Origin of the sequence: Paraburkholderia sp. BL27I4N3 (genome assembly GCF_003386115.1) — a bacterium.
Taxonomy (GTDB): domain Bacteria; phylum Pseudomonadota; class Gammaproteobacteria; order Burkholderiales; family Burkholderiaceae; genus Paraburkholderia.
On sequence record NZ_QREJ01000001.1, the window covers coordinates 5,942,646 to 5,968,762 of the forward strand.

The following is a 26,117-nucleotide window of genomic DNA, read 5'->3' on the forward strand; positions in this document are numbered from 1 at the left end:
GATGCGGCCTGCCGTTTGCGTGTTGCGCGTCAGGCGTCCAGATTGGAAAGCGGTGCAGCCGTGGCCGCCGGAGCTTTGATCGTTCGCACGATCTCGAGAAAGCGTTCTTCGATCTCGGCGACTTCGAGCGGATCGATCTTGATCTCGCGACGCATGACCCACGAGACTTCTTTCTTTCTCGCTTCGGTCATTACCGAAAGCAGCCGCTCGCCGACCGGTTGACCCGTCATGGCGGAAAGCAGTTTTGCGAGGTCGTATGTGTCGAACGCGCTCACCGCTTCGAACAAGGTTCGTTGGTCGACATACTCCAGATCGTCGAGCGACTTCAGGTCGCTTAGACCGCGGGTATTGCGGCGCGAGAAATAGCTGATGCCTTTTTCCTCGACGTAATTCAGCACCTTGGTCTTGCGGAACGCAAAAAGGTCTTCCGCGATTTCCGCGTGGGACAACTTGTTGAGAATCACCTTCTTCTCGACGCCGATCAAGGCTTCCAGGTCGTCCAGTTCGATCAGTTCCAGTTCGCTGCTAATGGAGAGATCGAGATCGTGGTCCGCCACCTGTTGGGCACGCTCGGTGATTCGCACGGGATCGAACGTGACCAGTTGCCGGCTCGTTGCGCCATCCTGCGCGGAATAGCGTGCCGAGGCGGTGCTCGGGCGATCGGACCGGCCGGGTTCGAGCGACACGAGGTTGAGTTTCTCCATTCGCTTGAGCATGGCCATTACATGCGGACGCGAATGGCCGGCAATGGCATGGCACTTTCTGATTACGTCGGGCAGCGGCACCAAGAATTCCTCTCCTTGCGCGCGACGCATGCGGCCGTCCAGCCTGTCGGCGTTCTCGCCGCCGGCCATCAGCGAAAGGACGTGTGCATAGGAGACGACACCCGGCAAAAAGTCAGCGTGCGTATTGGTGGCAAGGACGTCGTCCTTCTTTTTTATTCGCCGGATCAGCGTGCGTACGATATGGCGAAGCAACGGCGAGACACGCTCGAGTTCCGCCTCCACCACGTTCGCCGCGATGACGGTCAACTGGCAGAAGCTCAGTGCTTTCGCGGTGTGCGCTCGTGGTTCGGGCGGCAACAAAGCCGCCTCGCCAAAAAACTCACCTTTACCCAGCGTCGCGAGAATCACCTTCTTCTCGTCGCACTGGGTGGAGATTTCGACTTTGCCATCCGCAATGACGTAGACGACGGCGTCGCCCGCGAAGCCTTCGGAATAGATGACTTCACCCGGAGCCGCTGTGCGCGACCATGGCGATCGTTGGTGATTCAAGATGATTCCCCCGAAAAGCGATTTCCTCGTCAGCGCTTGCCGTGCAGAAGCCCGCGCATGTCCGATGGTCCTGATTATTTGACTGGATAACGACATGCAAAACGCAAAGCTTTAATAAATGTAATCGTCAGACTTAACCGCGCAACGTTTGGGAGCCCGACTAGATAAGGCTTTGCGCGATGCCGGCTGTTTCATTTCATGGCACAAGCACCAGCCGCCGGTGCGCCAAACGTTCAGGAAAATGTAAGACTCAAATTTTTCTTCACAATCGCGAAAAAATTTGGAATAAGCGGAAACCCGATGTGTTCGCCCCTACATGACAGCGACAAACGCTGCACGGTAGTGACGAAACAGGCATGTACACGCGGCTCTCATTGCAAGCGGGTCATGTAGGTGGACAAGCAAAGACGTAGCTTCGCTCAATTCTCAAGGCATCTTTAATCTCTAACTAGTTAGGTATCCAGATGAAAAGCAAACTTTCCGTCATTCTCTCGCTGATCGTTCTTGCTTCGGCAGGTTTCGCTACGCAAGTCTCAGCGAAAGAACATATGCACACGAACACGCAGCAGTGTGTCGGCCCCGCAGGTTTCTGCACCCCGTACTTCGGCAGCTAAATCAGCATACGTTCCGGGCAATCGTTGCCTCTCAACTCATCGCATTTAAAGGAATTTTTATCATGAAAAAAGCTCTGGTTTGTTTCGCTCTCGCCGTCGGCACGTTGGCCGCTCCTGTTCTGAGCTTCGCACAAGCAAACGGCCCCGTCACACGCGCTGAGGTGCGCGCCGATCTGGTGCGCCTCGAACAGGCTGGCTACAACCCTTCGCGTGGGGATGATGCCGATTACCCAGCGGCCATTCAGGCTGCCGAAGCAAAGGTCGCCGCGCAGACCGCTCCGCAATCGACGCAGTCGTCGTATGGCGGCGCGACGCAGAACGGCGGGTCTTCGTCCGGCATGCGCAAGCACGCGTCGACCGATTCCAGCTGCGTCGGCCCCGTCAGTTTCTGCAATGTCTTCTTCGGCAGTTGAATGCCACGTATCGGGAATCCTGTTTCTCGCTTCATATCAACAGGATTCCTACTTTTATCAAGCGATTCGAAATAATTTTTCAAGAAAAATTTCTTACCTGAAACCGGAGTGTGTCATGAAAGTTTTGCCCTTCGTCGCTACGGCGCTGTCGTTGTCTGCCGCCCTTTTCGCCTCGACTGCCGCGATGGCACAAGACGCCAAGCCGCAAAGCGCGCCGGTCCACAATATTGTTCTCGTACACGGCGCATGGGTGGACGGTTCCGGCTGGAAGCCGGTCTATGACAGACTGACCAAGGATGGTTATCACGTCACCATCGTGCAGGAACCGCTGACCTCGCTCGACGACGACGTCGCCGCAACGAAACGCGTGCTCGATCAGGAGACCGGCCCGACCATTCTCGTCGCTCACAGCTACGGCGGCTCGGTCATCACCGAAGCCGGTGTGCACCCGAACGTCGTGGGTCTGGTGTATGTAGCCGCGCACGCGCCGGCCGTCGGCGAAGATGAAAGCGATCTTGGCAAGGGTATGCCGAGCTATACATCAAAGCAACCGGGCGCGATCATGAAGACCGGCGACGGATACACTTACCTGAATCCCGCGGATTTCCCGAAGGATTTCGCTGCCGATCTGCCGCTCAAGCAGGCGCAGTTCGAATCGCACTCGCAGATTTTGACGGCCGCGAAAGTCTTTTCCGCTCCGTTGACAGTCGCTGCGTGGACGACCAAGCCGAGTTGGGGCATCGTGGCGGCCGACGACAAGATCATCAACCCTGATCTCGAACGCTGGTACTACGCACGTGCGCATAGCCACACGACCGTGATCCCCGGCGCGAGCCACTCGGTCTATGAATCGCGGCCGAACGAAGTGGCAGCGGTCATCGAAGACGCGGCGAAGCACGCGCAGTCTTGAACTGGCGTGTAGACACTCCCGAGCGATTCGAAGAGCTTTTTTATCAGGCAATCGCTTGCTGCCCGCCACGCTGCTCTAGCGTGGCGATGCTCGTGGGCGCTCGATCCTCAAACGAAGATCGATTTTGCGCATCGCGCGGAGCAAGCCACTGCACTGATATCCCAAGCGACATTGAACTGACCACCGCGAAAAAAAGCCCGCTTTCGCGGGCAACCCTTCTCAACACGACACACAACCACGTCAACCCTTCGTCGCCCCGAACGTCAACCCGGCGACAAAATGCTTCTGCATTGCAAAGAACATCGCCACCGAAGGCAATGCCGCGAGAATCGATCCTGCCGAGACGAGATTCCACGCCGTGGTCCACTGCCCTTTCAACGCGGCCACGCCCACGGTAATCGGCGCGGCATCGTCACCTTGAGTCAGACACAGCGCCCAGAAGTAGTCGTTCCAGACGAACGTGAACACGAGAATCGCCAATGCCGCGAGCGCCGGCCGGATCAACGGCAGCACGATCCTGAAGAACACCGTCCATTCATTCGCGCCCTCGATGCGCGCCGCCTCGACCAGTTCGAACGGCAACTGCTTGATGAAGTTACGCAGAAATAGTGCACAAAACCCGGTCTGAAACGACACATGAAACAGAATCAGCGCACTGACGGTATTGAACAGACCAAGTTGCAACGACAGATCCCGCACTGGAATCATCAACACCTGCACCGGCACGAAGTTCCCTGCCACGAATGTCGCGAACAAAGTCGAATTGCCACGAAACCGGTAGATCGCCAGAGCGAAACCGGCCATCGCCGCCAACGCAATCGAGCCCACCACGGCAGGCACCGTGATCAACACGCTGTTCCAGAAGTAATGCAGCATCGGCGACGTGGTCAGCGCCTCGCGATAGTTATCGAACATCGCGAAGTGTTTTGGCCATCCCCAATAGTTGCCCTCGCTCAGCTCTTCTGTCGAACGCACGGACGTGACGAGCACGGCGATCATCGGCAGCAGCCAGATCAGCAGCGCGACCGGCAGCGTCAATTTGTAGATGCGGCGAGTGGCCGGCTTCCATTTGTCGATGGGAATCGGAAACATGGTCGGCTCCTTATTGCTCGGCGCGCAGCATCCGCCGCAAGTGATAAACGATGTACACCAGCATAATGGCGAACAGCACGACCGCCACCGCCGCCGAATAGCCGATGCGGTAGTACTTGATCGCCTGGTCGTACATGTAATACGCGAGCACGGTCGAGCTTTCGAACGGACCGCCGCTCGTCATCACCGAGATCAGATCGAAACTGCGCAGCGCGCCGATAATCGTCACGACAATCGCCATGAATGTGGTGGGTCGCAGTTGCGGCAGGATCACGTGCCACAGCATCGACCAGCCGCGCGCGCCTTCCATGCGCGCGGCCTCGATCTGCTCGGCGTTCAGCGAGGTCAGCCCGGTCAGATAGAGAATCATGCAATAGGCGGTTTGCGGCCACAGTGCCGCGAACACGATCCCGAACGTCGCATAGCGTGGGTCGCCGAGGACCGGCACACCGTGGCCGAGAATCATCGCGAGCAGACCGAAGGTGGGGTCGTAAAACCACGAGAAGATCAAGCCGACCACTACGCCCGACAACACGAACGGCGCGAAGAATAGCGATTTGACGATACGGATGCCGGCCACCGCCTGATTCAGATACAGCGCGACGGCGAGTCCCATCGGCGGAGCGAGCAGGAATAACAGCAGCCAGATGACGTTGTTCTTGAGCGCCGTATAGAACGTCTGCGCATGAAACAACTCGACGTAGTTCGCGAGTCCGACGAAAGACGGCTCACTCATCCCATCCCAGTTGAAAAAGCTCAGGCGGATGGTGGAGAGGATCGGCCACACCACGTAGATGGCCACCATCACGCAGGCCGGCGCGAGGAACAGAAAAGCGGCGCGCCGCTGCCGGCGCGCGGTGGGCGACGGACCGCGCCGCCGCGAACTGGCCGGCTTGCCGCCGCGCACGGCGCCGCCCGGCGCAGGCAACCCCGGGCCGCCGGGTTCAGCATGACCGCCGACAGTGTGGCGGGTGACGGAATGCGACACAATCGTTCTCCTGTCGACCAGAGTTGGCGCTTTAGCGCCCTACTCTGGTCCCATGCAAAGCTGTCGACCAGAGTTGGCGCTTTAGCTGTCGACTGGAGTTCGCGCTTTAGCGCGTTACTCCAGTCCCATGCAAAGCACTTACTCTGGTCCCATGCAGAGCTGTCGACCAGAGTCGGCGCTTTAGCTGTCGACTGGAGTTCGCGCTTTAGCGCGTTACTCCAGTCCCATGCAAAGCACTTACTCCGATCCGATATGCAACTCAACGCAACGAAAGGCGGCCCCGCAGCCGCCGCCGCTCACTTCTTGTAGATCCGCTTGCGCGTCTGCTCAAGTTGCGCAAGCACGTCGTCTAGCTTCGTGGGGTCGGAGATGAACTGCTGCATCCCCTTCATACCTTCGTCGGCCATTTCCTTGGTCATGTCGCGATCATAGAACTGCGCGATGCCGCCCTTGGTGTTCGCAAGAATCTGGAAGCCGATCTTGGAGATCGGATCTTCCGGTTCCGGCGACTTGCTGTTCGCCGACAGCGAGCCGAGTCCGGTCGCCAGCTTCGCGCCGATTTCCGGCGTTTCGACGAACGCGAGGAACGTATGCGCATCCGCCTTGTTCTTCGCCTTCGACGGAATATGCAGCGATTCCACCGGGCCGTCTTCAGCAGTCGGCACCTTTGCGTCGATGATCGGGAACTGGAAGTAGCCCATTTCCGGCTTCACGTTCGGCGGGAAACCCGCGGTGATGAACGTGCCCATCAGCATCATCGCGGCCTTGCCCTGGAACAGGAACGGCTGCACCGAATCGAGATCGTAGGAAAGCGAGTTGTCGATGAAATAGCCTGCATCGATCAATTGCTTCCACGTCGTGTAAACCTTCTTCACGCGCGGATCGGTGTATGGAATCTCGCCCGCCATCAGCTTCTGGTGGAACGCGTTGCCGTTCAAACGCAGGTCCAGATAATCGAACCAACCTGCGAGCGTCCACGAGTCACGGCCCGCCACGGCGATCGGCGCGATGCCGGCGGCCTTCAGCTTCTTGCAGTCCTCGAGAAACTGATCCCACGTTTTCGGCTCGCCGCTAATGCCGACCTTCTGGAACAGATCCTTGCGATAGAACATGCCCCACGAGTAGTACACGGTCGGCGCGGCATACTGCTTGCCCTTATACGACGAAGCCTCTTTGGTCGACGCATACATGTCGTTCCAGCCGTTCTTCGCCCAGTCGCCGCTCAGGTCTTCGAACAGGCCGCGCTGCGCGTAATAGGCCATGCGTTCGCCGTCATGCCAGTTGACGATGTCGGGCGCGACCGTGGTCAGCCAGCCGGGCAATTGCACCTTGTACGCTTCTTCGTCGACGAACGACACTTTCACGTCGATGCCGGGATGCGCCTTCTTGAAGTCGTCGATGACCGATTGCCAGACCGCGCGCTGGCTTGCACCCTTGAATGCGATGTTGGCGGTAAGCGTACCCGCCTGCGCCGTGCTGACCGCTGACGTCCCCGCCGCCGCGGCGGCCAGCGCGAGTGCCAACAGAATCTTGCGTGGTTTCATTTTCATGTTGCCTGTCTCCTTGATTCCTTGATTTTGCGTCGTTGTCGTTACTGCGTGGAATTTCATCGGACACTGCGTCGGCGCGTCAGACCGTCATTGGGTTCGGTAGACGGCCACGCCCTGCGGTTCGACCGCGTGCGAACCGAACACGAATGCGTCGTCGGCTACGCCGGTGAGCGTGTGCGTTTCGTCGCCGTAGTTGAACACGTAGGTCAGCCTGCCGCGGCGGCTCACTCGCACGCCGTCGCCGAGCTGCATCGTTTCGAGTCCCGCTTCCTGTGCGATGCGCGTGAACAGACGCACCGTGAACGCGTCGTCGAACAGACTCGCCAGGTAATGGAACGCGCCGCCGTGTACGTACGCGGGATGGCCGTCCGCGAACCGGGCCCGCACGTCGAGCGCTTGCGCCGCTTCGGTGTCGATGAAATCACGCCAGTGACGGGCGAAACCGTCTTCTGCGCCAGCACCTTCGCCGTCAGCGAGCCGCACTGCTTCGGTGACGTTCGGCCGCATCGATTCGACACGCCACACGCGCAACGGCAACACCGAAGCCAGCGCGCCGGGCGGCAAGTTCGCGGGAATCTGCAAATCTTTGGTCTTCGAACCCGTGCGCGGACCGAGCACGACCTGCGCACCCGAACTCGCCAGACGCTGCGCAAACGCCTCGGGCACGACCGGCAGCGGCGGCACGACGATCAGGCTGTAGCCGTCCAGCGGCGCGTCGACCGGCACGATATCCACGTCTAGCCCAAGCGCACGCAACGCCGAGTAATACTCGAAGGCGAAGCGCGGATAGTGAAAGTCCGCGCCCTGCGGATGAATCTCGAACAGCCACTTCGCCTCGTAATCGTAGACGAGCGCGACTTTCGAACGAACCGTAGCATTGGCGTCGGCATTCGCGGCGAGCACCGTGCGAATCTCGCCGGCAACTTGCGACGCTTCGTTGCCGCCCACGTCCAGGCGGTTGTCCGGCGTATTCAGTCCCGCATGCATCTGTTCCTGCGCGAACGGCGCCTGACGCCAGCGGAAATACGACACGCAGCCCGCGCCATGCGCGAACGCCTCCCAGCTCCACAGCCTTACCATGCCCGGCAACGGCGCGGGATTCCACAGCGCCCAGTTCACCGGACCCGGCTGCTGCTCCATCACCCAGAACGGCAGCTTCGACATGCCACGATAAACATCGTGATTGAACGACGCGAAGTCCGGATGCCCGCTACGCAGCCAACGCGCTTTCACCTCCGGCGCGAACCATTGCTCTTCGAGCGCGCCGAGCGGGTAACTGTCCCACGTCGCCACGTCGAGATCAGCGGCGACCTTGTAGTGATCGAACTCGGTGAAGAGTTGCATGAAGTTGTGCGCAACCGGGCGACCCGGCGAATGCGCGCGGATGATCTCGACCTGCATGCGGTTATAGCGAGCCACTTCGTCGGAGGCGAAACGCCGGTAGTCGAGGCGATGCGAAGGATGCGCTTCCGTCACGGTCGCAACCGGCGCGTCGATCTCGTCGAAGCTGCGGTACTCCATGCTCCAGAACACCGTGCCCCATGCGCGGTTCAACGCGTCGATGGTGTGATAGCGCGCTTTGAGCCACTCGCGAAAGCGACCCACCGCCGCCGGCGAATAACTGACCACCGTGTGGTGGCAGCCGAACTCATTGTCGGTTTGCCAGTAGGCGACAGCCGGATGCTTGCCGTAACGCTCGGCCACGGCCGTGCAAATTTTCTGCGACGCGGCGAAATACGACGGCGACGAGAAGTCGTAATGACGTCGCGAGCCGAACGCACGCGGGCGGCCATCGGCGCCGACCGGCAGAATGTCCGGATGGCGGTCGATCAACCACTTCGGCGGCGTCGCGGTCGGCGTGCACATGACCACTTGCAGGCCGGCCGCGCCGAGCACGTCGATCGAACGGTCGAGCCAGCCCCAATCGTATTCGCCCGGCGTCGGTTCGATCCGGCTCCAGGCAAATTCGGCGATCCGCACCTGTTCGATGCCGAGGGCTTTCATCCGGCGAGCGTCGTCTTCCCACATCGACTCCGGCCAGTGTTCCGGGTAATAACAGACTCCAAGGCGCATCCGAATGTCCTCTATGCGTAGTGTTCGACGGATTCCAGCGAAGCGGCGGCAAAGCCGTCTTCGGTGAATAAGTGGCAGGCGGAACGGGGCACGCGCAAGCTCGCGCGCTCGCCGGGCGCGAGGCGTGTATTGCCCGGCGCTTTGGCGATCAGCGCGGCGCCGCCGGGCTGATCGAGGTGGACATAGCTGTGTTCGCCGAGTTGTTCGACGAGCGATACGGTGCGTGTCAGCAGCGCGTCGTCCGGTGCGACGGAAGACGGATCGACGAATTCCAGGTGTTCAGGGCGCACGCCGAGCGTGACCGCTTGCGAGGTTTGCAGCCCCGCGCCGTTCACCGGCACCCGCATGGTTTCGTGCGTGTGATCGAGCGTGACGGTGACGCCTTGCGCATCGACCGAGGCCACTTTTCCCGGCAGAAAATTCATGCGCGGCGAGCCGATGAAACCCGCGACGAAGCGGCTCTTCGGACGGTGGTACAACTCGAGCGGCGCGCCGATCTGCGCGATGCTGCCGTAGCGCTCGGTGTCCTTGCCGGCATGCAGCAGCACGATCTTGTCGGCGAGCGTCATCGCCTCGATCTGGTCGTGCGTCACGTAGACCACGCTGGCTTTGGCAAACTGCTTGTGCAGCCGCGCGATTTCGATGCGAGTCTGGCCACGCAGCGTGGCGTCGAGATTGGAGAGCGGCTCGTCGAACAGAAACACGCCGGGCTCGCGCACGATCGCGCGGCCAATCGCCACCCGCTGCCGCTGGCCGCCCGACAACGCCTTGGGCTTGCGATCGAGCAGCGCTTCCAGTTGCAGGATGCGGGCGGCTTCGCGCACCTTGCGGTCGATTTCATCCTTAGGGGTTTTAGCGAGCTTCAGGCCGAACGCCATGTTCTCGAACACGCTCATGTGCGGAAACAGCGCGTAGCTCTGGAACACCATCGCCACGCCGCGTTGCGCGGCCGGCACGTCGTTCATGAGTTTGCCGCCGATCGAGAGGTCGCCGTCCGTGAGGTCTTCGAGTCCGGCGATCATGCGCAGCAAGGTGGACTTGCCGCAGCCAGACGGACCGAGAAACACGCAGAACTCGTTCTCGCCGATCTCGAGATCCACGTCGCGGATCACCGGCGCGCCGTCGCCATACGCCTTCTGCACGCCTCTTAACGAAATGCTCGCCATTGCATCGACTCCGTGATTTAATCGGCTCGAAGTCGGAGATTAAGCGCTTAATCAGCAAGGCCGAAAAAAATCGATCGCTTGGGATCGTTTGCGCCTTGCCTGTCTCCGAGTTCGTTTTGTCTGTGCGACAGATGGTGCCGCGCCTCGGCGCGCGATGCAAATGTCGGGCAGTCGTCCCAAATAATGAAAACATCATGCCCACACTCAGCGAAGTCGCGCGTCATGCCGGCGTCACCCCGGCGACGGTATCCAACGTGCTGCGTAATCGCGGGCGGGTCGGCGCGACCACCCGGCAGCGCGTGCTCGAAGCCGTCGAAGCGCTCGGCTACCGCCCGCATCTCGCCGCTCGCGCCCTCGCCGAAGGTCGCGCGCCGACGCTCGCATTGATGGTGTCGAGCATCGCCAACCCGTTCTATCCGGAGTTCGCGCTCGCCGTGGAACGCGCGGCGCGCACGAGCGGCCACTTCGTGATCATCTGCAATACGAACGAAGATCCGCACACCGGCCGCGCGTATCTCGACCAGATCGCCGGCACGCTCTCCGAAGGCGTGCTCGTGACGAACGCGAACCTCGATTTCGCCGATCTTCATACGACCGAAGCGCGCGGCACGCCAGTCGTGCTATGCATGTGGGAGCGGCCTAACGAGCCGCCGGGCTTGCCGTGCGTCGCGGTCGATTTCCGGCGTGCCGGCGAACTGGCGGGCGCGCATTTGCTGGAGCTCGGCCACCGGCGGATCGGCGCGATTGTCGGCAGCAAGGCCTCGGGCATTCATGCGGCCCGCTACGAAGGTTTTGTCGATGCGCTGCGCGCCGGCGGCGCACAGAAAGGTCGTGTCAAACATGCGGCCGATACGATCCAGGGCGGCTACGAAGCGGCACGCGCGCTGCTCGAAAGCGATCCGAAGCTCACCGCGATCTTCGTGACCAACGACCTGCCCGCGCTCGGCGCGATGCACGCCGCCGCCGACCTCGGCCTGAACGTGCCGGCGGACCTGTCCGTGATCGGCATCACCGACATTCAACTCGCGCGCGAGTCGCGTCCCGCGTTGACGACGGTCGCGGTGCCGACGGTCGAAGTCGCCGGGCTCGCGGTATCGCTGTTGCGTGAGTTGATCGAGTCGTCGTATGGACAGGCGGGTCGCCCAACGGCCGGCGTACCGATGCGCATCGCCTCGCCGCCCGAACTGGTTGTGCGCGCATCCACGGGCGTGCCGCGTTCGCGCTGATGTGGCCGTAACAGCATCGCGGACGTTACGTAGCGAATCCTCGCTACGCACCCGCCGCGCTCCTCACGCGCTATCCGCAAACGCCCGCCGCAAGCGGCACCGCCGCAAGCGCAGCGCATTCATCCAGCGATCCATGCAGTTGGCACGGTCCCTGCAATTAAACAGGGAAAGGCCGAGCACCGCGACGACCCAGAGGCCGTCCGCGCTCGCCAACCGGCCGGGCCAAGGCCATAACACGCATGGATATTCGAATGATTGCCGATCTCTCGCTGGACGCTGACGTCGCCGAACACACCCTCGACGCCGACTCGAACTTCGCGCAGCGCCACCCTTTGCAAATCGCCGTGTGTCTGCGCCAACTGATGGCCGGACAGGACTTCGTCACGATCGAGTTCAATGGCCGGCAAATCGTCACGCAGATACTCGATGTCGACTCGCGCAATGCGCGCTTTGTCTTCGACGCCGGTAGCGCGGCCGATGACAACGAGGCCTTGCCCGCGGCCCGGCAGCTGACGTTCCGCAGCCTGCCCGGCGGCATTCGCACCGAGTTCACAGCGTTTGATGCCACGCCGACTCAGTTCGACGGTTTGCCGGCTTTCGAAGCGCCCTTCCCTGCGTTGATCTACTACATTCAACGCCGCGAATTCTTCCGCGTGCAAACGCCCGTGCTCGACCCGTACGTCGCAAGCGGTCAATATGCGGATGGCGGCTCGTTCCGGCTGGAGTTGCAGGATCTCTCGCTGGGCGGCATCGCGGTAAAGACCGCCGACGAACGCTTCGGTTCGCTCGAACGCGGCACGGTGCTGCGCGGCGTCGCACTGCAACTTGGCAGCTTCGGCATGCTGCGACTCGATCTGGAAATCGTCGCGCCACGACAGATAACCACAGCGAAGGGCGACCGGCGCTTTGTGATCGGCTGCAAGTTCGTCGCGACGCCAGGCCCTGCCGAGCGGACCTTGCAACGCGTCGTCACGCAACTCGAAACGAGGCGGCAAGCACTCGCACCGCGCCGTTAGGCCGATTCGTCATGGACATCGTGATAACCACGATATCCGCGCACTTCAGGGTTCGCTGAATACCCTCGCGACGCCAACGATTTGGCGTCGAGAAAACCTCAATCAGCTTTCAATTCGCCTTCATCCGAGCCAGGACTTTCCCCAAGCCCGAACACTCGATCTCGCATCGCACCATTCCGCCGAAACCCCGCCACATAAGGCGTCCAGCCAGCTTGCTGAGTGGCGCGCGCAATCGTTCCATGCCAATGATTTCCTTGACGCAAGTCGATGCGCCTGCTGTACTAAATCAACTTGAGTGATTTAGGCGGCGCGAATCGACCCAGCTCGAAGTCGATTCAGACCGCCGTCATCGCGCAGCAGATCGCAAACCAGGTTGTCAGCGCGCAGCGTTCGCGCAGGCAACCGCCAGTACCACAACGTCGTTGCCAAAAACCGGAGGAGCGTCCCATGAATCTGAATTCCCGCAGGCTTCCTGTCGCCAGGAAAATCGTGTCGATGTGCGTCGCGGCATCGGCGGTATGGTGTGCGAGTGCGAGCCAGGCGGCTGACCAGCCGGTCGTCGGCCTCATCACCAAGACCGACACCAACCCGTTCTTCGTCAAGATGAAACAGGGCGCCGAAGCGGCCGCCTCGAAAGACGGCGCGAAGCTCATCACCGCGGCCGGCAAGTTCGACGGCGACAACGCGAGTCAGGTCACCGCCATCGAAAACATGATGACGGCCGGCGCGAAAGCGATTCTGATCACGCCGAGCGACACCAAGGCGATCGTGCCGAGCATCAAGAAAGCGCGCGCCGCCGGCGTGATGGTGGTCGCGCTCGACACGCCGACCGATCCGCAAGACGCCACCGACGCCCTCTTCGCCACCGACAACTTCAAGGCCGGCGTGCTGATCGGCAAGTACGCGAAAGCCGCGCTCAACGGCAAGCCCGCGAAGATCGCCACGCTCGATCTCGCGCCCGGCGTCTCGGTCGGCGTGCTGCGTCATAACGGCTTCCTGGAAGGCTTCGGCGTGAAGGAAGGCGATCCTTCCGTGGTGTGCAGCCAGGACACACGCGGCGACCAGGCCAAGGGCCAGACGGCGATGGAAAACTGCCTGCAGAAGTCGCCGGACATCAACGTGGTCTACACCATCAACGAACCGGCGGCAGCGGGCGCTTACCGCGCGCTCAAGGCGGCGGGCAAGGATAAGAGCGTGATGATCGTCTCGATCGACGGCGGCTGTGAAGGCGTGCGCAACGTCAAGGCCGGCGCGATCGCCGCGACCTCGCAGCAGTATCCGCTGAAGATGGCCTCGCTCGGCGTGACGGCCGGCGTCGAGTACGCGAAGACCGGCAAGAAGGTCTCCGGCTATCAGGACACCGGCGTGACGCTGATCACCGACAAACCGATGTCCGGCATTGACAGCAAGGATACGAAGTTCGGCCTCGACAATTGTTGGGGCAACAAGTAACACGCACTGAACGGCGGCCCGCTTCGCCGGGCCGCCATCGCATTTGCCGCGTGGCCAAAGCGCCGCGCTTCTGCATCGAGGTCATTTATCATGTCGACTCCTTCCGCGCCCGCCGGCCACTCGCGTTCGTTCGCCGAGCGCATGCCATCGCTTGCCGAAGTCGGGCCACTCATCGCACTGGTACTGGCGTGCGGCTTCTTCATTTCGCAAAGCGACCGCTTCCTGTCGTTCCAGAACCTCTCGCTGATTCTGCAGCAAACCATGGTGGTCGCGGTCATCGCCATCGGCCAGACGCTCATCGTGCTGACTGGGGGCATCGACCTCTCGTGCGGCATGGTGATGGCGTTCGGCTCGATCATCATGACCAAATTCGCCGTCACGCTCGGCGTACCGCCGGTCGTCGCGATTCTGTGCGGCGTTGGCGCGAGCACGCTGTTCGGCGCGCTCAACGGTGTGCTGATCACGCGCATCAAATTGCCTGCCTTCATCGTCACCTTAGGTACGTTGAATATCGCTTTCGCGCTCACGCAGATCTATTCGAACGCGGAGAGCGTGTCGAACCTGCCGGACGCGATCATGTTCTTCGGCAACACATTCAAGCTCGGCCCCGCGGATGTCACGTACGGCACCGTGCTCACCTTGCTGATGTATCTGGCCACGTGGTTCGTGTTGCGCGACACCGTGCCGGGCCGGCATCTGTACGCGCTCGGCAATAACCCCGAGGCCGCGCGCCTGATGGGCCTCTCGTCGCAAAAGATCTTGCTGACCGTGTACTCGCTGGCGGGCGCGATCTACGGCATCGCCGCGCTGTTGTCCGTGTCGCGTACCGGCGTGGGCGATCCGCAGGCGGGACAAACCGAGAATCTCGACAGTATTACCGCGGTCGTGCTCGGCGGCACGAGCCTGTTCGGCGGACGCGGCTCGATTGTCGGCACGCTGCTCGGCGCGTTGATCGTCGGCGTGTTTCGCAATGGCTTGACCCTGATCGGCGTTTCTTCGGTTTACCAGGTGTTGATCACCGGCATGCTGGTGATTCTCGCGGTGGCCGCCGACAAACTTTCCCATCGTCGCGGTTGAACAGCCAGAGGAATCCGTCATGTCTACCCCCACTTCTGCTTCTTCCACGATGCCCGTTCTGCAGGCGCGCGGACTCATCAAACGCTACGGCAATGTGACCGCACTCGACGGTTGCGATTTCGAAGTGCTGCCCGGCGAGATCATGGCCGTGATCGGCGATAACGGCGCGGGAAAATCGTCGTTGATCAAGGCCCTTTCCGGCGCCACGGTGCCGGATGAAGGCGAGATTCTGCTCGACGGCAAGCCGGTCAAATTCCGCAGCCCGCTGGATGCCCGCGCGCAAGGCATCGAGACGGTGTATCAGGAACTCGCCGTGGCGCCGGCCATGAGCATCGCCGAAAACCTGTTCCTTGCGCGCGAATTGCTGAAGCCCGGCTGGCGCGGCTCGATCTTCAAGATGATCGACAAGCGCCGCATGCTGGACGAAGCGACCGCGCATATGAAAGACCTGCAGATCGGTATCCGTTCGATGCGCCAGGCCGTGGAAACGCTCTCGGGCGGCCAGCGCCAGGGCGTGGCCGTAGCACGCAGCGCGGCGTTCGCGCGGCACGTGGTGATTCTCGACGAACCGACCGCCGCGCTCGGTGTGAAGGAAGGCAACATGGTGCTGGAACTGATCCGGCGCGTGCGCGATCGCGGCCTGCCGGTGATCCTCATCAGCCACAACATGCCGCACGTGTTCGAGATCGCGGACCGCATTCATATTCAGCGACTCGGCCGGCGCGCGGCGCTCGTGAACCGGGCGGACATCCACATGTCGGAGGCGGTGGCAATCATGACCGGCGCAAAGGAAGCAGACGTCAAGGCGATTGCATGATGCGCGCATCCTGCTGAGCGGGCGCCCACCATGGAAACCACCGGCACCCGTTCGCCCCTCAAACGCACGGTCGGCTCGAATCAGGTCGGCATGCGGCAGTTCAACGAGCGCATCGTGTTGCAGGCGATCCGCTTGCATGGGCCGCTGCCGAAAGCCGACGTCGGACGCCTCACGCGTCTTTCGATGCAGACGGTGTCGATGATCGTCGAGCGTCTCATCGACGACGGGCTGCTTGAAAAGCAGGCGCGCGTGCGCGGCAGGATCGGCCAGCCGTCGGTGCCGATCGCGTTGCGCGCGCAAGGCGCGTACACCATCGGCGTCAAGGTGGGACGGCGCAGTCTCGACGTGCTGGCGATGGATTTTGCCGGCCACGTGGTGCACCGCGATGTCTTCGATTACGCGTATCCCGATCCACGCACGCTGTTTCCCGCGCTCGAAAATAAACTGGCGCGCGTGCACCAGACGCTCGGCGCGAGGGCCAGCCAGGTGGTCGGCGTGGGCGTCGCAGCGCCTTTGTGGCTCGGCGGCTGGCGTGACTTTCTCGGCGCGCCGCCCGACGCGCTGGAAGCATGGAACGAGATCGATCTGCGCTCGCGCATCGCCACCATGACGGGCTTGCCCGTCGAGTTCGCCAAAGACACCACGGCCGCGTGCGCCGCCGAACTCGTGATGGGCCAGGGGCGCGGCATTCACAATTTCCTGTATCTGTTCGTCGGCACGTTTATCGGTGGCGGCCTTGTGATCGACGGCCGTCTGCATGGCGGCCCGCACGACAACGCGGGCGCGGTCGGCTCGATTCCGCTGCGTGAAGGCGGCGCGCGCAAACCCGCGCGTCAGTTGCTGCACGCGGCGTCGGGCTTCGTGCTCGAAAAGCTGTTGACCGATGCGGGCGCGCCGGCTGCGGCGGCGCACGATCATCGCGCGTTGTCGCCGGAACTGTGGCGGCACACCGAGCAGTGGCTCGACAGCGCATGCCCCGCAATTGCCACTGCACTGACCAATGCGGCCGCCCTGCTCGATCTCGATGCGATCGTGATCGACGGCGAACTCGACCGGCAACTGTTGCGCGAAATCATTCGCCGCACCGAGCGCGTGCTCGATCGCTTCGAATGGGAAGGCATGGTGCGTCCGCAATTACTGGAAGGCGCGATCGGCGCCGATGCGCGTGCGATGGGCGGCGCGATTCTGCCGCTCTACGCGCATTTCGCGCCGGTGCACGAGTTGTTCCTGAAGCCGGCGGCGGAGACGGTCTATTAAACGCTGACGTTGTGATGCGTTAGCGTCAACGCCGGCATCCTTCACTCCATGCTCATTGCGCGGCAACCTTCGTAACCGAAGCCGTCTTCACAGGCGTCTCATTCAGCAACGGCTGCAACACCGGCGCCAACGACTTCAGCAATTGCACGGACAGCGCACTGGTGAACTCGTAATGCGCGGCATACGGTTCATGCACCCACGCGGTCAACGTGCCGTAGAACCGGTCGCCCATCGCGAACACGAAAGTCGCGCTGCGGTTCACCTTGCGCGACTCGATCAGCCGCGCGCCTTTGGCGAACACATTGAAGCGCTGATCGCCGGTGCCGGTCTTGCCGTACACCTCCAACGTCTGTCCATCGGGGAACGTCATGCCTTGCGCGAGACGCTTCGCCGTGCCGCCCGTCACCACATCGCGCAGCAACACTTTCACCGTGCTCGCGATTTCCGGCGACAACTGCTGCTCCGGCGCAACCGCCGCGCGCTTGAAGTGCGTTTCGTAAGGCGTGTCTTTCGCGAAGTCGAGTTGCGTGAGACTTTCCGTCGGCACCTTGTTGCCGTTGTTGGCGATCACGCCGATCAGTTGTGCAAGCGCGGCCGGCCGGTCGCCCGACGCGCCGATTGCCGCGGCATACGAAGGCGTGAGCGTCGCGAACGGATAGCCGAGCGCCTGCCATGATTTGCCGATCGCATCGTAAGCGCGCAGTTCGACCATCCGTTTGATGCGGCGGTCCTGCGTCGCGTGATAGCGCGTCTTGAAGAGCCACGAATAAGTCGACAGACGCACGTCGCGGCTCGCGCTCTGGATCTGTTCGAGCGTGGCGTCGGGATGTTCGCGCAGATAGTTGAGCGTCCACAATTCCAGCGGATGCACGCTCGAGATATAGCCACGATCGTTCAGATTGAAGCGGTCGATTGCGTATTTGGCATACAGGTTCGCGAGGTCTTCGTCGTCGAGCACGGAGGCGGCCGGCGTGTTCTTCAGCGCCGCGCGCATTTGCGCGTTGAACCACGCATTCGACTCGTCCGGCGCGACGCTGCGCAATACCGTCGCCACCTTGGGCGGCGATTTGCGCACGCCGAGCAGCAGCAGTGCGAGCGCCTGATCGCGCGTCTTACCGTGATACTTCGTGTAGAAACGATTCATGTACACGCGGCTTTCCTGATCGGCGAAGCGCGTCAGATACATCTTGCGCATCTCAGGATCGGCCAGCCATTGTGCCGACGGACCGGTGGTCTGCACCATTTCATAGTGGACGATGTCGCGCATCAGCCGCACGAACACCAGATTCACCGAATGCTGGAACGCGCGGTGTACGGTCAGAATGCGGCTGTTGTCGTCGGATTCGAAATTGTTGAAGGTCTGCGCGCCGCCGCCCGTGTAGAACGTTTCACCGGGACTAGCCGAGTATTTGCGCTCCACGGCCGCGTCGAGCATGGCTTGCAGCGAACGGTCCGAGGTGTGCGCGAGATAGTCGAGCGACCAGCGCGTGAGTTGATCGTTCGGATCGTACTTCACGGCTTTCAGTTCCGCCGTGCTCAACGGTGCATAGCGCTTGTGCAGGTCGGAAACGATCTGCAAATACGTCACCACGGTACGCAGTTTCGCCGTCGAACCGAGATTCAGGCGCGCGCCGGAGTTGATGTCGAACGGCTGGTTGACGCTGTCGGTTTGCACGCGCACGAGGTTGGCGCCGTCGCGCCGCTCGAACAGCGTGAAGCTATAGGCGATTCTCGACGGATCGTCCGACGCGCGCAGCATTTCGAAGCCGACCAGGCCCGCCGCTTTCGCGCCGTCGCGCGTGGCGGCAGCGGCGAGCCGGTCGCTCACGGCTTGCTGAACGGCGTTGTTAAGTGTGCCGTTCGCCTGCAGATCCAGGCGGTCGAGTTCGTAAAAACTCGGCATGCCGAGCGCGGCGAGCAGATGCGAACGCATCGACGTCACCGCCTTGCGCGACACGAAGGAATCCGCACTGGCCGTTTTGGCGGGCGCGCGGTGCAAATCGACCACCGCGGAGAGCGCGGCGTCGCGCAACGGGATCGACACGATGCCGCCGTTCGCCAGCAGCCGCAAATAACTGTCGGTCAGCCGTTCGAGTTCCTTGTAGCCGTGATGCAGGAAATACGACGGCGCACGTTGCGCGATCATCAACGAAAGCACCTGCCTGAACGCCACGCCCTGCTCCGGCAGATTCTGTTCGGTCGAAGGCGCTGCGAGGATGCGGTTGACGTCGTTGAAATCGCGGCCATACCAGGCGGCGAGACCGTCGCCGATACCGTTGATTTCGCCAATGCCCGGCTGCGCGGCCAGCGGCACCGAGTTGAGATAGTGGACCACGATCTGCCGGCGCGCCGGCATGGTCTGCGGGCCGTTCAGATAGGCGCGCACCGAAGCCGACGCAATCTGCCGCAGTTTCTCCGGCGGCGTCGCCGTGCGGCCGCCCGCCGAGTGGCGGAATTTTTCGATCTGCGTGGCGAGCGTGCTGCCGCCGGGCTGCGACTGATGGTGATTGAACACGCGCACGCCCTGATCGGCCAATGCGCGGCTAAAGCGGCCCCAGTCGATAGCCGGATTGCGGTTTGGCTGGTTCGGATCGAGCAGATAGCGGTCTTCGATAAACAGCAGCGAATTCACGACCAGCGGCGGAATCGCGTCGAAGCTGTCGTACACGCGGCCGGGAAACTGTGCGGCGAAGAGCGGCGCGCCGGTGCCGTCGAAGAGTCGCAGGCCCGCCTGATCCTTTTCTTCGTACGGCAAAAAGAGGCCGTTGTCCGCCAGAGACAGCATCCGCTCGGAGTCGCGCGCCTGAGTGGTGATTTCAAAGCCGCGTTGCAACAGACGCTGCTCGATGGACGGCAGCAATGCGTAGCCCAGGCGGCTGTCGTAAGGGCCTTTGTCGGCTTGGGGAAAACGGATGGAGTGACTGGGACCGTCCGCGACGGAAAAACCGACGTCGCGAGTCAATTCGGAGAGATAGTGCGCCTGCAATCGCGAGGTTTCGATCTCGATCTGGCAAAAGCGTGCCGCCAATGCCAGCGCAAGCAAAAATGCCGCCACCAGCGCCCATTTGATCCACTTGCGCACAGGCGTCGTGCCCGTTGCGCGAAACGGTAAACGAATCAGCGGCCGATTCATGGTGCTCTCCCCGAGCGGGCACCGGTTTCTTCAGGGCCGGCACACCTTCGAAGCAGTGTAGCGCGGAACGCGAACCCGCGATCCGTTCGGATTTACCCGAGAGTGTCGCGGCTACAACACCCGTTTGCGAAGCATGGCGCGGCGTGAATTGCCATGCGATATTGAGCGTCTTTCCTGTGATGAAAAAACCGCCGCTTCAGGCGGTTTTTTGCTTTCTCGCCGGCCGGTCCGGCAGCCGTCCCTGCGCCTGTTCGACCGGCTGCGTGCACAGCAGATCAATGAACTGTTCCGCCGGCGGCGACAGCACACCGCCCTTGCGCGTCACGATGCCAAAAGTCTGCGAAGGCGACTTGAGTTTCACCGGCACGAGGCGCAGCATTTTTTGCCGAACGAACAAGCCGGCGATTGCCGTGGGCAACAGCGAAACCAGATCGTGACTGCTTTGCAGAAGCGCCACCGTCACGAACGTCGAGGCCGTGGAAACCGGGTTATCCGGCATCCGCAGACCGGCCAGATCCATCTCACGTTCGAGCAGCGCGTGCAGCGGCATGTGCGACGGATACATCACCCAACGGTGGCCGGCCAGATCGCGCAGTTTCACCTCTTTCTTCGGCAACGGTGGATGACCGTAGCCGACCACCACCGAGAGCGGCTCGTCGCCTAGCGGACGATAGTGATATTTCGACGGATCGGCCGCCACCGCTGCGCGGCCGATCACCAGATCGAGCCGGCCGTCGTCGAGTTGCTGCAGCATGCGCGCGCTCGTGTCTTCCACCACTTCGACGGAAAGATCCGGCTGGGCCGCATGCAGTTGATTCAGCGCCGGCACGACGCACTCCGGAATCGCGCCCATGATCGCGCCGATCGCAAGCCGCCCGCCGCGCCCCGAACGTATCTCGGCGACGTCCTGGCAGAGCGCGGTGAGATCGGTCGTCATGAGCCGCGCGTAGCGGATCACGCAGTGACCGAGCTGGTTCGGGATCATGCCGCTCTTCGAGCGCTCGAAGAGCGGCGCGTCGAGCATCGACTCCAGTTCCTGCAAGGCCTTGCTGGCGGCCGATTGCGTCATGGACATCGCGCCGGCGGCTTTGTGCAGGGACTTCAGGTCGTCGAGTGCGATCAGCAACTGGAGTTGTTTCATGCGCAGTTTCGACAGCAGGACGTTGAGGGTGTTTTTCATGGCGGATCGCGTTGAAGCATCGGTGAGTCGCAAAAGCGATCACAAGATGGAAACAATTCAATATACCCGCGCTGCCCGACCGCCGTATAGTCGCCAGTGGAGACATTCCCACACCCACGAAAACGCACAACCATGATCCAGTCATCCCATCCTGCTGCATTGCGCGGCGTGTTCCCCGTCGCGCCGACCATCTTCGACGACGCCGGCCGGCTCGACCTCGAAGGCCAGAAACGCTGCATCGATTTCATGATCGACGCGGGTTCGAACGGGCTGTGCATTCTGGCGAACTTCTCCGAACAGTTCGCGCTCTCCGACGATGAGCGCAACACGCTCATGCACGTCGTGCTCGAACACGTCGCGGGCCGCGTGCCGGTGATCGTCACGACCACGCACTTCAGTTCATATCAATGCGCCGAACGCAGCCGCAGCGCGCAGGCCGCGGGCGCCGCGATGGTGATGGTCATGCCGCCGTATCACGGCGCGACCATCCGCATCGGCGAACGTGGCATCTACGAGTTCTACCGTACGGTGTCCGACGCGATTGATATCCCGATCATGATTCAGGACGCACCGGTCAGCGGCACCCCGTTGTCCGCACCGTTTCTCGCCCGCATGGCGCGCGAGATCGATAACGTGTCGTACTTCAAGATCGAAGTGCCGCAGGCCGCGAACAAGCTGCGCGAGCTGATCGAACTGGGCGGCGATGCAATCGTGGGTCCGTGGGACGGCGAAGAGGCCATCACGCTGATGGCCGATCTGGATGCGGGCGCAACCGGTTCGATGACGGGCGGCGGCTACGCCGACGGCATCCGTTTGATCGTCGACGCCTATGCGGCCGGCGACACCGAGGCGGCCGCCGCGCACTATCAGCAATGGCTGCCGCTCATCAATTACGAGAACCGCCAGGGCGGCCTCGCCTCGTGCAAGGCGCTGATGAAGGAAGGCGGCGTGATCCGCTCGGATGCGGTGCGCCATCCGCTGCCGCAGATGCATCCGGCCACGCGCGAAGGACTGTTGAAGGTCGCGCGGCGGCTCGATCCCCTGGTGCTGCGCTGGGGTCGTTAAAGCGCGCCGCAACGGCCCTGCTCCCACTCACACGCACCCCGCGCGCCCTGACTGCCTGAAAACGCAGCGCGGCGCGTCCTATCATCATGGCGCGAGCACACGCAACGCCGCGCTCCGCAGCCACATACGCAAACCTCGCTCTAACGGATGCAGGCCGCCGAAAAAAAACCACGTACAAGCTAGCGGAGAAGTTGAGTAACATAGGCGCGCAAGCTCACCCTGACTCCCTCCATGACCGCCAATCCTCGAGAACTGACGCCGGAAACGCTCGCCGAGCTGCTCGAACGTGTCGCCAAACAAGATGGCGCGGCGTTGCGCGAGCTGTATGATCTCGCCGCCCCGAAACTGTTCGGCCTCGCGCTCCGTATATTGAGCAGGCACGAGTGGGCCGAAGAAGTTTTGCAGGACAGCTTCGTCAATATCTGGCGCTTTGCCGGCGACTATCGCCGCGCATTGTCCGCCCCGATGACGTGGATGTCGGCGATCGTCCGCAACCGTGCTCTCGATCATCTGCGGCGGGTCAATACGCAGGAAACGGAATGGAGCGATGCGTTGGACGATCTCGTGGCGACCGGCGACCCGGATCCCGAAGCGCTGACCGCGGTCAGCCTGCAGGCGCGTCTGCTGGCCGGCTGCATGCAGCAGCTGGAACCCGCGCAGCGCCAGGCGGTCGCCCTCGCATATCTGCGCGATCAGAGCCATAGCGAGATCGCCGAAGTGCTGAGCGTGCCGCTCGGCACCATCAAGTCATGGATCCGGCGCGGCCTCGCCAAGCTGAAGACCTGCCTGGGAGGCGAGTGATGAATCTGCATCGCTATCCTCAGCTCGTCGATCTGCTGGCCGCCGAATATGTGCTCGGCACGCTGCGCGGCAGCGCGCGGCGCCGCTTCGAACGCTACGCGGACCACGACGCGACGATCCGCAAAGCCGTCGGCGAATGGCAGCGGCGCATCTCGCCGATGGCGGAACTCGCCGAGCCGCGCATGCCGCCGGCCGCCGTCTGGGACGCCATCGAACGGCGCCTTGGCCTCGCGGCCACGCGCGAGGCGGCACGTCCGCGCACCGTGGTGGAAACACCCGCGCGGCCGTCGCGCAGCATCTTCGAGAATCTGGCATTCTGGCGCGGCTGGGCGCTCGGCGTCACGGGCCTCGCCGCGGTTGCCGTGGTGGTCGCGGTGCGCTCGCTGCTGCCGTCCGCCACGCCGCCCGTCACGGCGCCGACCGTTGCTCAGCAACCCGAAGCAGCCGTGTCGCATGTCGCCGTGCTGAACAATAAGGACGCGCATCCGGTCATGCTGGTCGCATGGGACGAAGCGCACTCGACCATGACGGTGCATCCGCTCGGCAAGGTCGACCTGCCCGCCGGCCGGGCGATGGAACTATGGGGCATTCCGGCGAGCGGCCATCCGGTCTCGCTCGGCATGCTGCCGGACAGCGCGAACGGCAAGGTCACCGCTGGCCAGCAGAAACCGGAGAATTACGCGGCGCTGGCCGTGTCGATCGAAGCGCCGGGCGGCTCGCCCGATCACAACGCGCCGAGCGGTCCAGTCGTGTTCACCGGCAAGTTGCTGCCGGTGTCCTAGACGTTCCGTCCGCAACAGGACAGGGCCGCTATTCGCTCGATGCGGACGTCGGCCCTTGTTTTCATACGCGGTTCCACTCAACGGCAGCGCGCCGGCTGGACGCAAGGGCGCGATTGCCGCTACCCTAGCCGCTATGCAAAGCTTTTACGAAGCCACTGTCGTCCGTACGTCCGCTTATGCGCCGCTGGCCGGCCGGCGTAGCGCCAACGTCTGCATCATCGGCGGCGGCCTGGCGGGATTGTCCACGGCGTTAGGACTCGCTGAACGAGGCGTTGCCGACGTTACCGTGCTCGAAGCGCGGCAAGTGGGTTTCGGCGCGTCCGGTCGCAACGGCGGGTTCGTGTTCGGCGGCTATAGCCTCGATTGCGCCGATCTGCTCAAAACCCTCGGCGCCGCACGCGCCCGCGAACTCTATACGCTGACCACCGACGCCGTCGATCTAATGCGCAAACGGATCGCGCGCTATCACATTGACTGCGACGCGACCGACGCCGGCGTAATCCTCGCCAACTGGTTCGACGAACCGGCTCGACTGGAATCGCAGCGGCGCCTGATGCGCGATTCGTTCGGCGTCGAGTGGGAACCGGTAGCGGCGCAGCAGCTCGCTTCGCAACTGAAAACGCGCCGTTACCATGGCGGTCTGTTCGAGCGCAACGCATTCCACTTTCATCCGCTGAAGTACGTCCTTGGCGTGGCTAACGCCGCGGCGCATGCCGGCGTGCGGATCCACGAGAATTCGGCGGTCGTGCGTCTCGAGCGCGACGGCGCGGGCTTCGTGGTGCACACGCAGCACGGCGCGCTCGACGCGCAACACGTGGTGATGGCGGGCGGCGGCTACGCGCGCCGCGTCTATCCGTTGGTCGAACGCGCGGTGCTGCCGATCGCCACCTACGTGATGGCGACCGAACCGCTCGGCGCGCGTCTGCAAGACGCGATCGATACGCGCGCCGCCATCTACGACACGCGCTTCGCCTTCGACTATTACCGGCCGCTGCCCGACACCCGGATTCTGTGGGGCGGCCGCATCTCGGTGCGCGACCGCGCGCCCGAAGTGATCGCGCGGCTGTTGCAGCGCGATCTGCTCAAGGTCTATCCGCAGTTGCGCGACGTGCGCATCGAGTACGCGTGGGGCGGCCTGATGAGCTACGCGCGGCACAAGATGCCGCAGATCGGCCGCAGCCCGGACGGCGTCTGGTACGCGGTCGGCTTCGGCGGACACGGCATGGCGCCGACCACCGTATCCGGCGAGTTGCTGGCGGCGGCGATTGCCGGTGAGCGTCCGGTGCCCGAGGCATTTGCGTCGTTTGGCCTGACACCCGCTTACGGCGCGCTCGGCCTCGCGGCCGCGCAACTGACCTACACCGCCATGCAGACACGCGATGCGCTCGCCGCGCGCCGCCGCCCTGCGGTTTGATGTCCACCGAAACGCGCCCGCACATGCCCGAGACCCGCTCCGGAGGCCGATTTGACCGTGCTAGAATGCGCCGTCATCGCCGCTCGAATACACAATGAAAAAGGGAAGCAAGGCTGCCGAGCCTGATACCACCGGCATCCCGTCCGACACTCCGCGTACCGACGCCCGGCGCAAGTACGATCCCGAACAGACGAAGCGCAACATTCTCGACGTCGCGACCCAGGAGTTCTCCGCGATGGGACTGACGGGCGCACGCGTCGACGCGATCGCGGAGCGCACGAACACCACCAAGCGCATGCTGTATTACTACTTCGGCAGCAAGGAAGGGTTGTACCAGGCGGTGCTGGAAAAGGTGTATGGAGACATTCGCGCGCTCGAACAGGATCTGCACGTCAGCGAACTCGATCCGGTCGAAGGCATGCGCGCGCTCGTCGAATTTACGTTCGACTATCACGACCGCCAGCGCGATTTCGTGCGGCTCGTCACGATCGAAAATATTCACGGCGCCAAATACGTCGAGCAGGTCAAGACGTTCAAAGGCCGCAACGTCACCGTGATTCATACGATCGAAGATCTGCTCTCGCGCGGTATTGCGGCCGGGCAGTTCCGCAGCGATATCGATCCGATCGATCTGCATTTGCTGATCAGTTCGCTGTGCTTTCATCGTGTCGGCAATCGCCATACGTTCGGCACGGCTTTCGGCCGCGATCCGTCGCACCCGCGTTTGCGTGCGCGGCATCGCGCGATGATTGTGGATGCCGTGCTGCGATTCGTGCGCAAGGACGATTGAGGCAATCGGGCCTCAAGTAAAAACGGG

At 62.6% G+C, this 26,117-nt stretch carries 22 protein-coding genes; 14 read left to right on the forward strand and 8 right to left on the reverse strand.

The genetic code is table 11. The features are described from left to right. Positions 1 to 29: 29 nt before the first annotated feature. Positions 30 to 1,274 (reverse strand): Crp/Fnr family transcriptional regulator, encoded by a 1,245-nt coding sequence (locus B0G71_RS27010; RefSeq protein ID WP_116145608.1) that lies wholly within the window; start codon positions 1,272 to 1,274, stop codon positions 30 to 32. 464 nt (positions 1,275 to 1,738) lie between these two features. On the opposite strand from B0G71_RS27010, the gene B0G71_RS41490 reads away from it, so the two are divergent. The 3 genes from B0G71_RS41490 to B0G71_RS27020 all read left to right on the forward strand — a co-directional run bounded on the left by B0G71_RS41490 (position 1,739) and on the right by B0G71_RS27020 (position 3,211). After that, positions 1,739 to 1,888, forward strand: a complete 150-nt coding sequence (locus B0G71_RS41490; RefSeq protein WP_181916833.1) for a hypothetical protein — start codon at positions 1,739 to 1,741, stop codon at positions 1,886 to 1,888. 62 nt (positions 1,889 to 1,950) lie between these two features. Next, positions 1,951 to 2,301: a DUF4148 domain-containing protein gene (locus B0G71_RS27015; protein ID WP_116145610.1), complete on the forward strand. Its 351-nt coding sequence runs from the start codon at positions 1,951 to 1,953 to the stop codon at positions 2,299 to 2,301. A 115-nt stretch (positions 2,302 to 2,416) separates the two neighbouring features. Continuing rightward, entirely contained in the window at positions 2,417 to 3,211 is a 795-nt protein-coding gene (locus B0G71_RS27020; protein WP_116145612.1) for an alpha/beta hydrolase, read from the forward strand. A gap of 240 nt (positions 3,212 to 3,451) precedes the next feature. Here the strand turns inward: B0G71_RS27020 and B0G71_RS27025 are convergent, their stop codons facing one another. The 5 genes from B0G71_RS27025 to B0G71_RS27045 all read right to left on the reverse strand — a co-directional run bounded on the left by B0G71_RS27025 (position 3,452) and on the right by B0G71_RS27045 (position 10,080). Then, complete coding sequence (locus B0G71_RS27025) at positions 3,452 to 4,303, reverse strand: carbohydrate ABC transporter permease (protein ID WP_106277313.1); 852 nt, start codon at positions 4,301 to 4,303, stop codon at positions 3,452 to 3,454. Positions 4,304 to 4,313: 10 nt separating this feature from the next. Next, positions 4,314 to 5,291, reverse strand: coding sequence for a carbohydrate ABC transporter permease (locus tag B0G71_RS27030; protein ID WP_106277311.1), 978 nt, complete (start codon positions 5,289 to 5,291; stop codon positions 4,314 to 4,316). Between the two features lie 296 nt (positions 5,292 to 5,587). Continuing rightward, a complete protein-coding gene (locus B0G71_RS27035; protein WP_116145614.1) occupies positions 5,588 to 6,841 on the reverse strand; it encodes an ABC transporter substrate-binding protein in 1,254 nt (417 codons plus the stop codon). A gap of 87 nt (positions 6,842 to 6,928) precedes the next feature. Then, positions 6,929 to 8,914, reverse strand: a complete 1,986-nt coding sequence (locus B0G71_RS27040; protein WP_116145616.1) for a beta-galactosidase — start codon at positions 8,912 to 8,914, stop codon at positions 6,929 to 6,931. Between the two features lie 11 nt (positions 8,915 to 8,925). Next, entirely contained in the window at positions 8,926 to 10,080 is a 1,155-nt protein-coding gene (locus B0G71_RS27045; protein ID WP_116145618.1) for an ABC transporter ATP-binding protein, read from the reverse strand. Positions 10,081 to 10,274: 194 nt separating this feature from the next. Between B0G71_RS27045 and B0G71_RS27050 the strand changes: the two genes are divergently transcribed. From B0G71_RS27050 to B0G71_RS27075, 6 genes are all read left to right on the forward strand, one after another. Further along, the gene (locus B0G71_RS27050; RefSeq protein WP_116145619.1) at positions 10,275 to 11,306 is read left to right on the forward strand and encodes a LacI family DNA-binding transcriptional regulator; all 1,032 of its coding nucleotides are present in this window, start codon (positions 10,275 to 10,277) and stop codon (positions 11,304 to 11,306) included. Positions 11,307 to 11,557: 251 nt separating this feature from the next. After that, a complete protein-coding gene (locus B0G71_RS27055; RefSeq protein WP_116145621.1) occupies positions 11,558 to 12,322 on the forward strand; it encodes a flagellar brake protein in 765 nt (254 codons plus the stop codon). Between the two features lie 447 nt (positions 12,323 to 12,769). Then, positions 12,770 to 13,774: a sugar ABC transporter substrate-binding protein gene (locus tag B0G71_RS27060; protein WP_116123532.1), complete on the forward strand. Its 1,005-nt coding sequence runs from the start codon at positions 12,770 to 12,772 to the stop codon at positions 13,772 to 13,774. Between the two features lie 90 nt (positions 13,775 to 13,864). Beyond that, entirely contained in the window at positions 13,865 to 14,851 is a 987-nt protein-coding gene (locus tag B0G71_RS27065; RefSeq protein WP_116145623.1) for an ABC transporter permease, read from the forward strand. 19 nt (positions 14,852 to 14,870) lie between these two features. Further along, positions 14,871 to 15,668 (forward strand): ATP-binding cassette domain-containing protein, encoded by a 798-nt coding sequence (locus B0G71_RS27070; RefSeq protein WP_116123531.1) that lies wholly within the window; start codon positions 14,871 to 14,873, stop codon positions 15,666 to 15,668. 30 nt (positions 15,669 to 15,698) lie between these two features. Further along, a complete protein-coding gene (locus B0G71_RS27075) occupies positions 15,699 to 16,925 on the forward strand; it encodes an ROK family transcriptional regulator (RefSeq protein ID WP_116145625.1) in 1,227 nt (408 codons plus the stop codon). Between the two features lie 52 nt (positions 16,926 to 16,977). Here the strand turns inward: B0G71_RS27075 and B0G71_RS27080 are convergent, their stop codons facing one another. Together B0G71_RS27080 and B0G71_RS27085 are read right to left on the reverse strand one after the other, a co-directional pair. Beyond that, on the reverse strand, positions 16,978 to 20,058 hold the full coding sequence (locus B0G71_RS27080; protein ID WP_116145627.1) for a transglycosylase domain-containing protein: 3,081 nt from the start codon (positions 20,056 to 20,058) through the stop codon (positions 16,978 to 16,980). Between the two features lie 196 nt (positions 20,059 to 20,254). Beyond that, positions 20,255 to 21,238, reverse strand: coding sequence for a LysR family transcriptional regulator (locus tag B0G71_RS27085; RefSeq protein WP_116145629.1), 984 nt, complete (start codon positions 21,236 to 21,238; stop codon positions 20,255 to 20,257). Positions 21,239 to 21,370: 132 nt separating this feature from the next. Between B0G71_RS27085 and B0G71_RS27090 the strand changes: the two genes are divergently transcribed. From B0G71_RS27090 to B0G71_RS27110, 5 genes are all read left to right on the forward strand, one after another. Further along, entirely contained in the window at positions 21,371 to 22,303 is a 933-nt protein-coding gene (locus B0G71_RS27090; protein ID WP_116145631.1) for a dihydrodipicolinate synthase family protein, read from the forward strand. A 231-nt stretch (positions 22,304 to 22,534) separates the two neighbouring features. Next, complete coding sequence (locus tag B0G71_RS27095) at positions 22,535 to 23,104, forward strand: RNA polymerase sigma factor (RefSeq protein ID WP_116145633.1); 570 nt, start codon at positions 22,535 to 22,537, stop codon at positions 23,102 to 23,104. After that, positions 23,104 to 23,886, forward strand: coding sequence for an anti-sigma factor domain-containing protein (locus B0G71_RS27100; RefSeq protein WP_116145635.1), 783 nt, complete (start codon positions 23,104 to 23,106; stop codon positions 23,884 to 23,886). Before B0G71_RS27095 ends, B0G71_RS27100 begins: the two co-directional genes overlap by 1 nt. 133 nt (positions 23,887 to 24,019) lie before the next feature. Further along, on the forward strand, positions 24,020 to 25,300 hold the full coding sequence (locus B0G71_RS27105) for an FAD-binding oxidoreductase (protein ID WP_116145637.1): 1,281 nt from the start codon (positions 24,020 to 24,022) through the stop codon (positions 25,298 to 25,300). A 94-nt stretch (positions 25,301 to 25,394) separates the two neighbouring features. Then, entirely contained in the window at positions 25,395 to 26,090 is a 696-nt protein-coding gene (locus tag B0G71_RS27110) for a TetR family transcriptional regulator (RefSeq protein ID WP_116123525.1), read from the forward strand. Positions 26,091 to 26,117 lie beyond the last annotated feature (27 nt).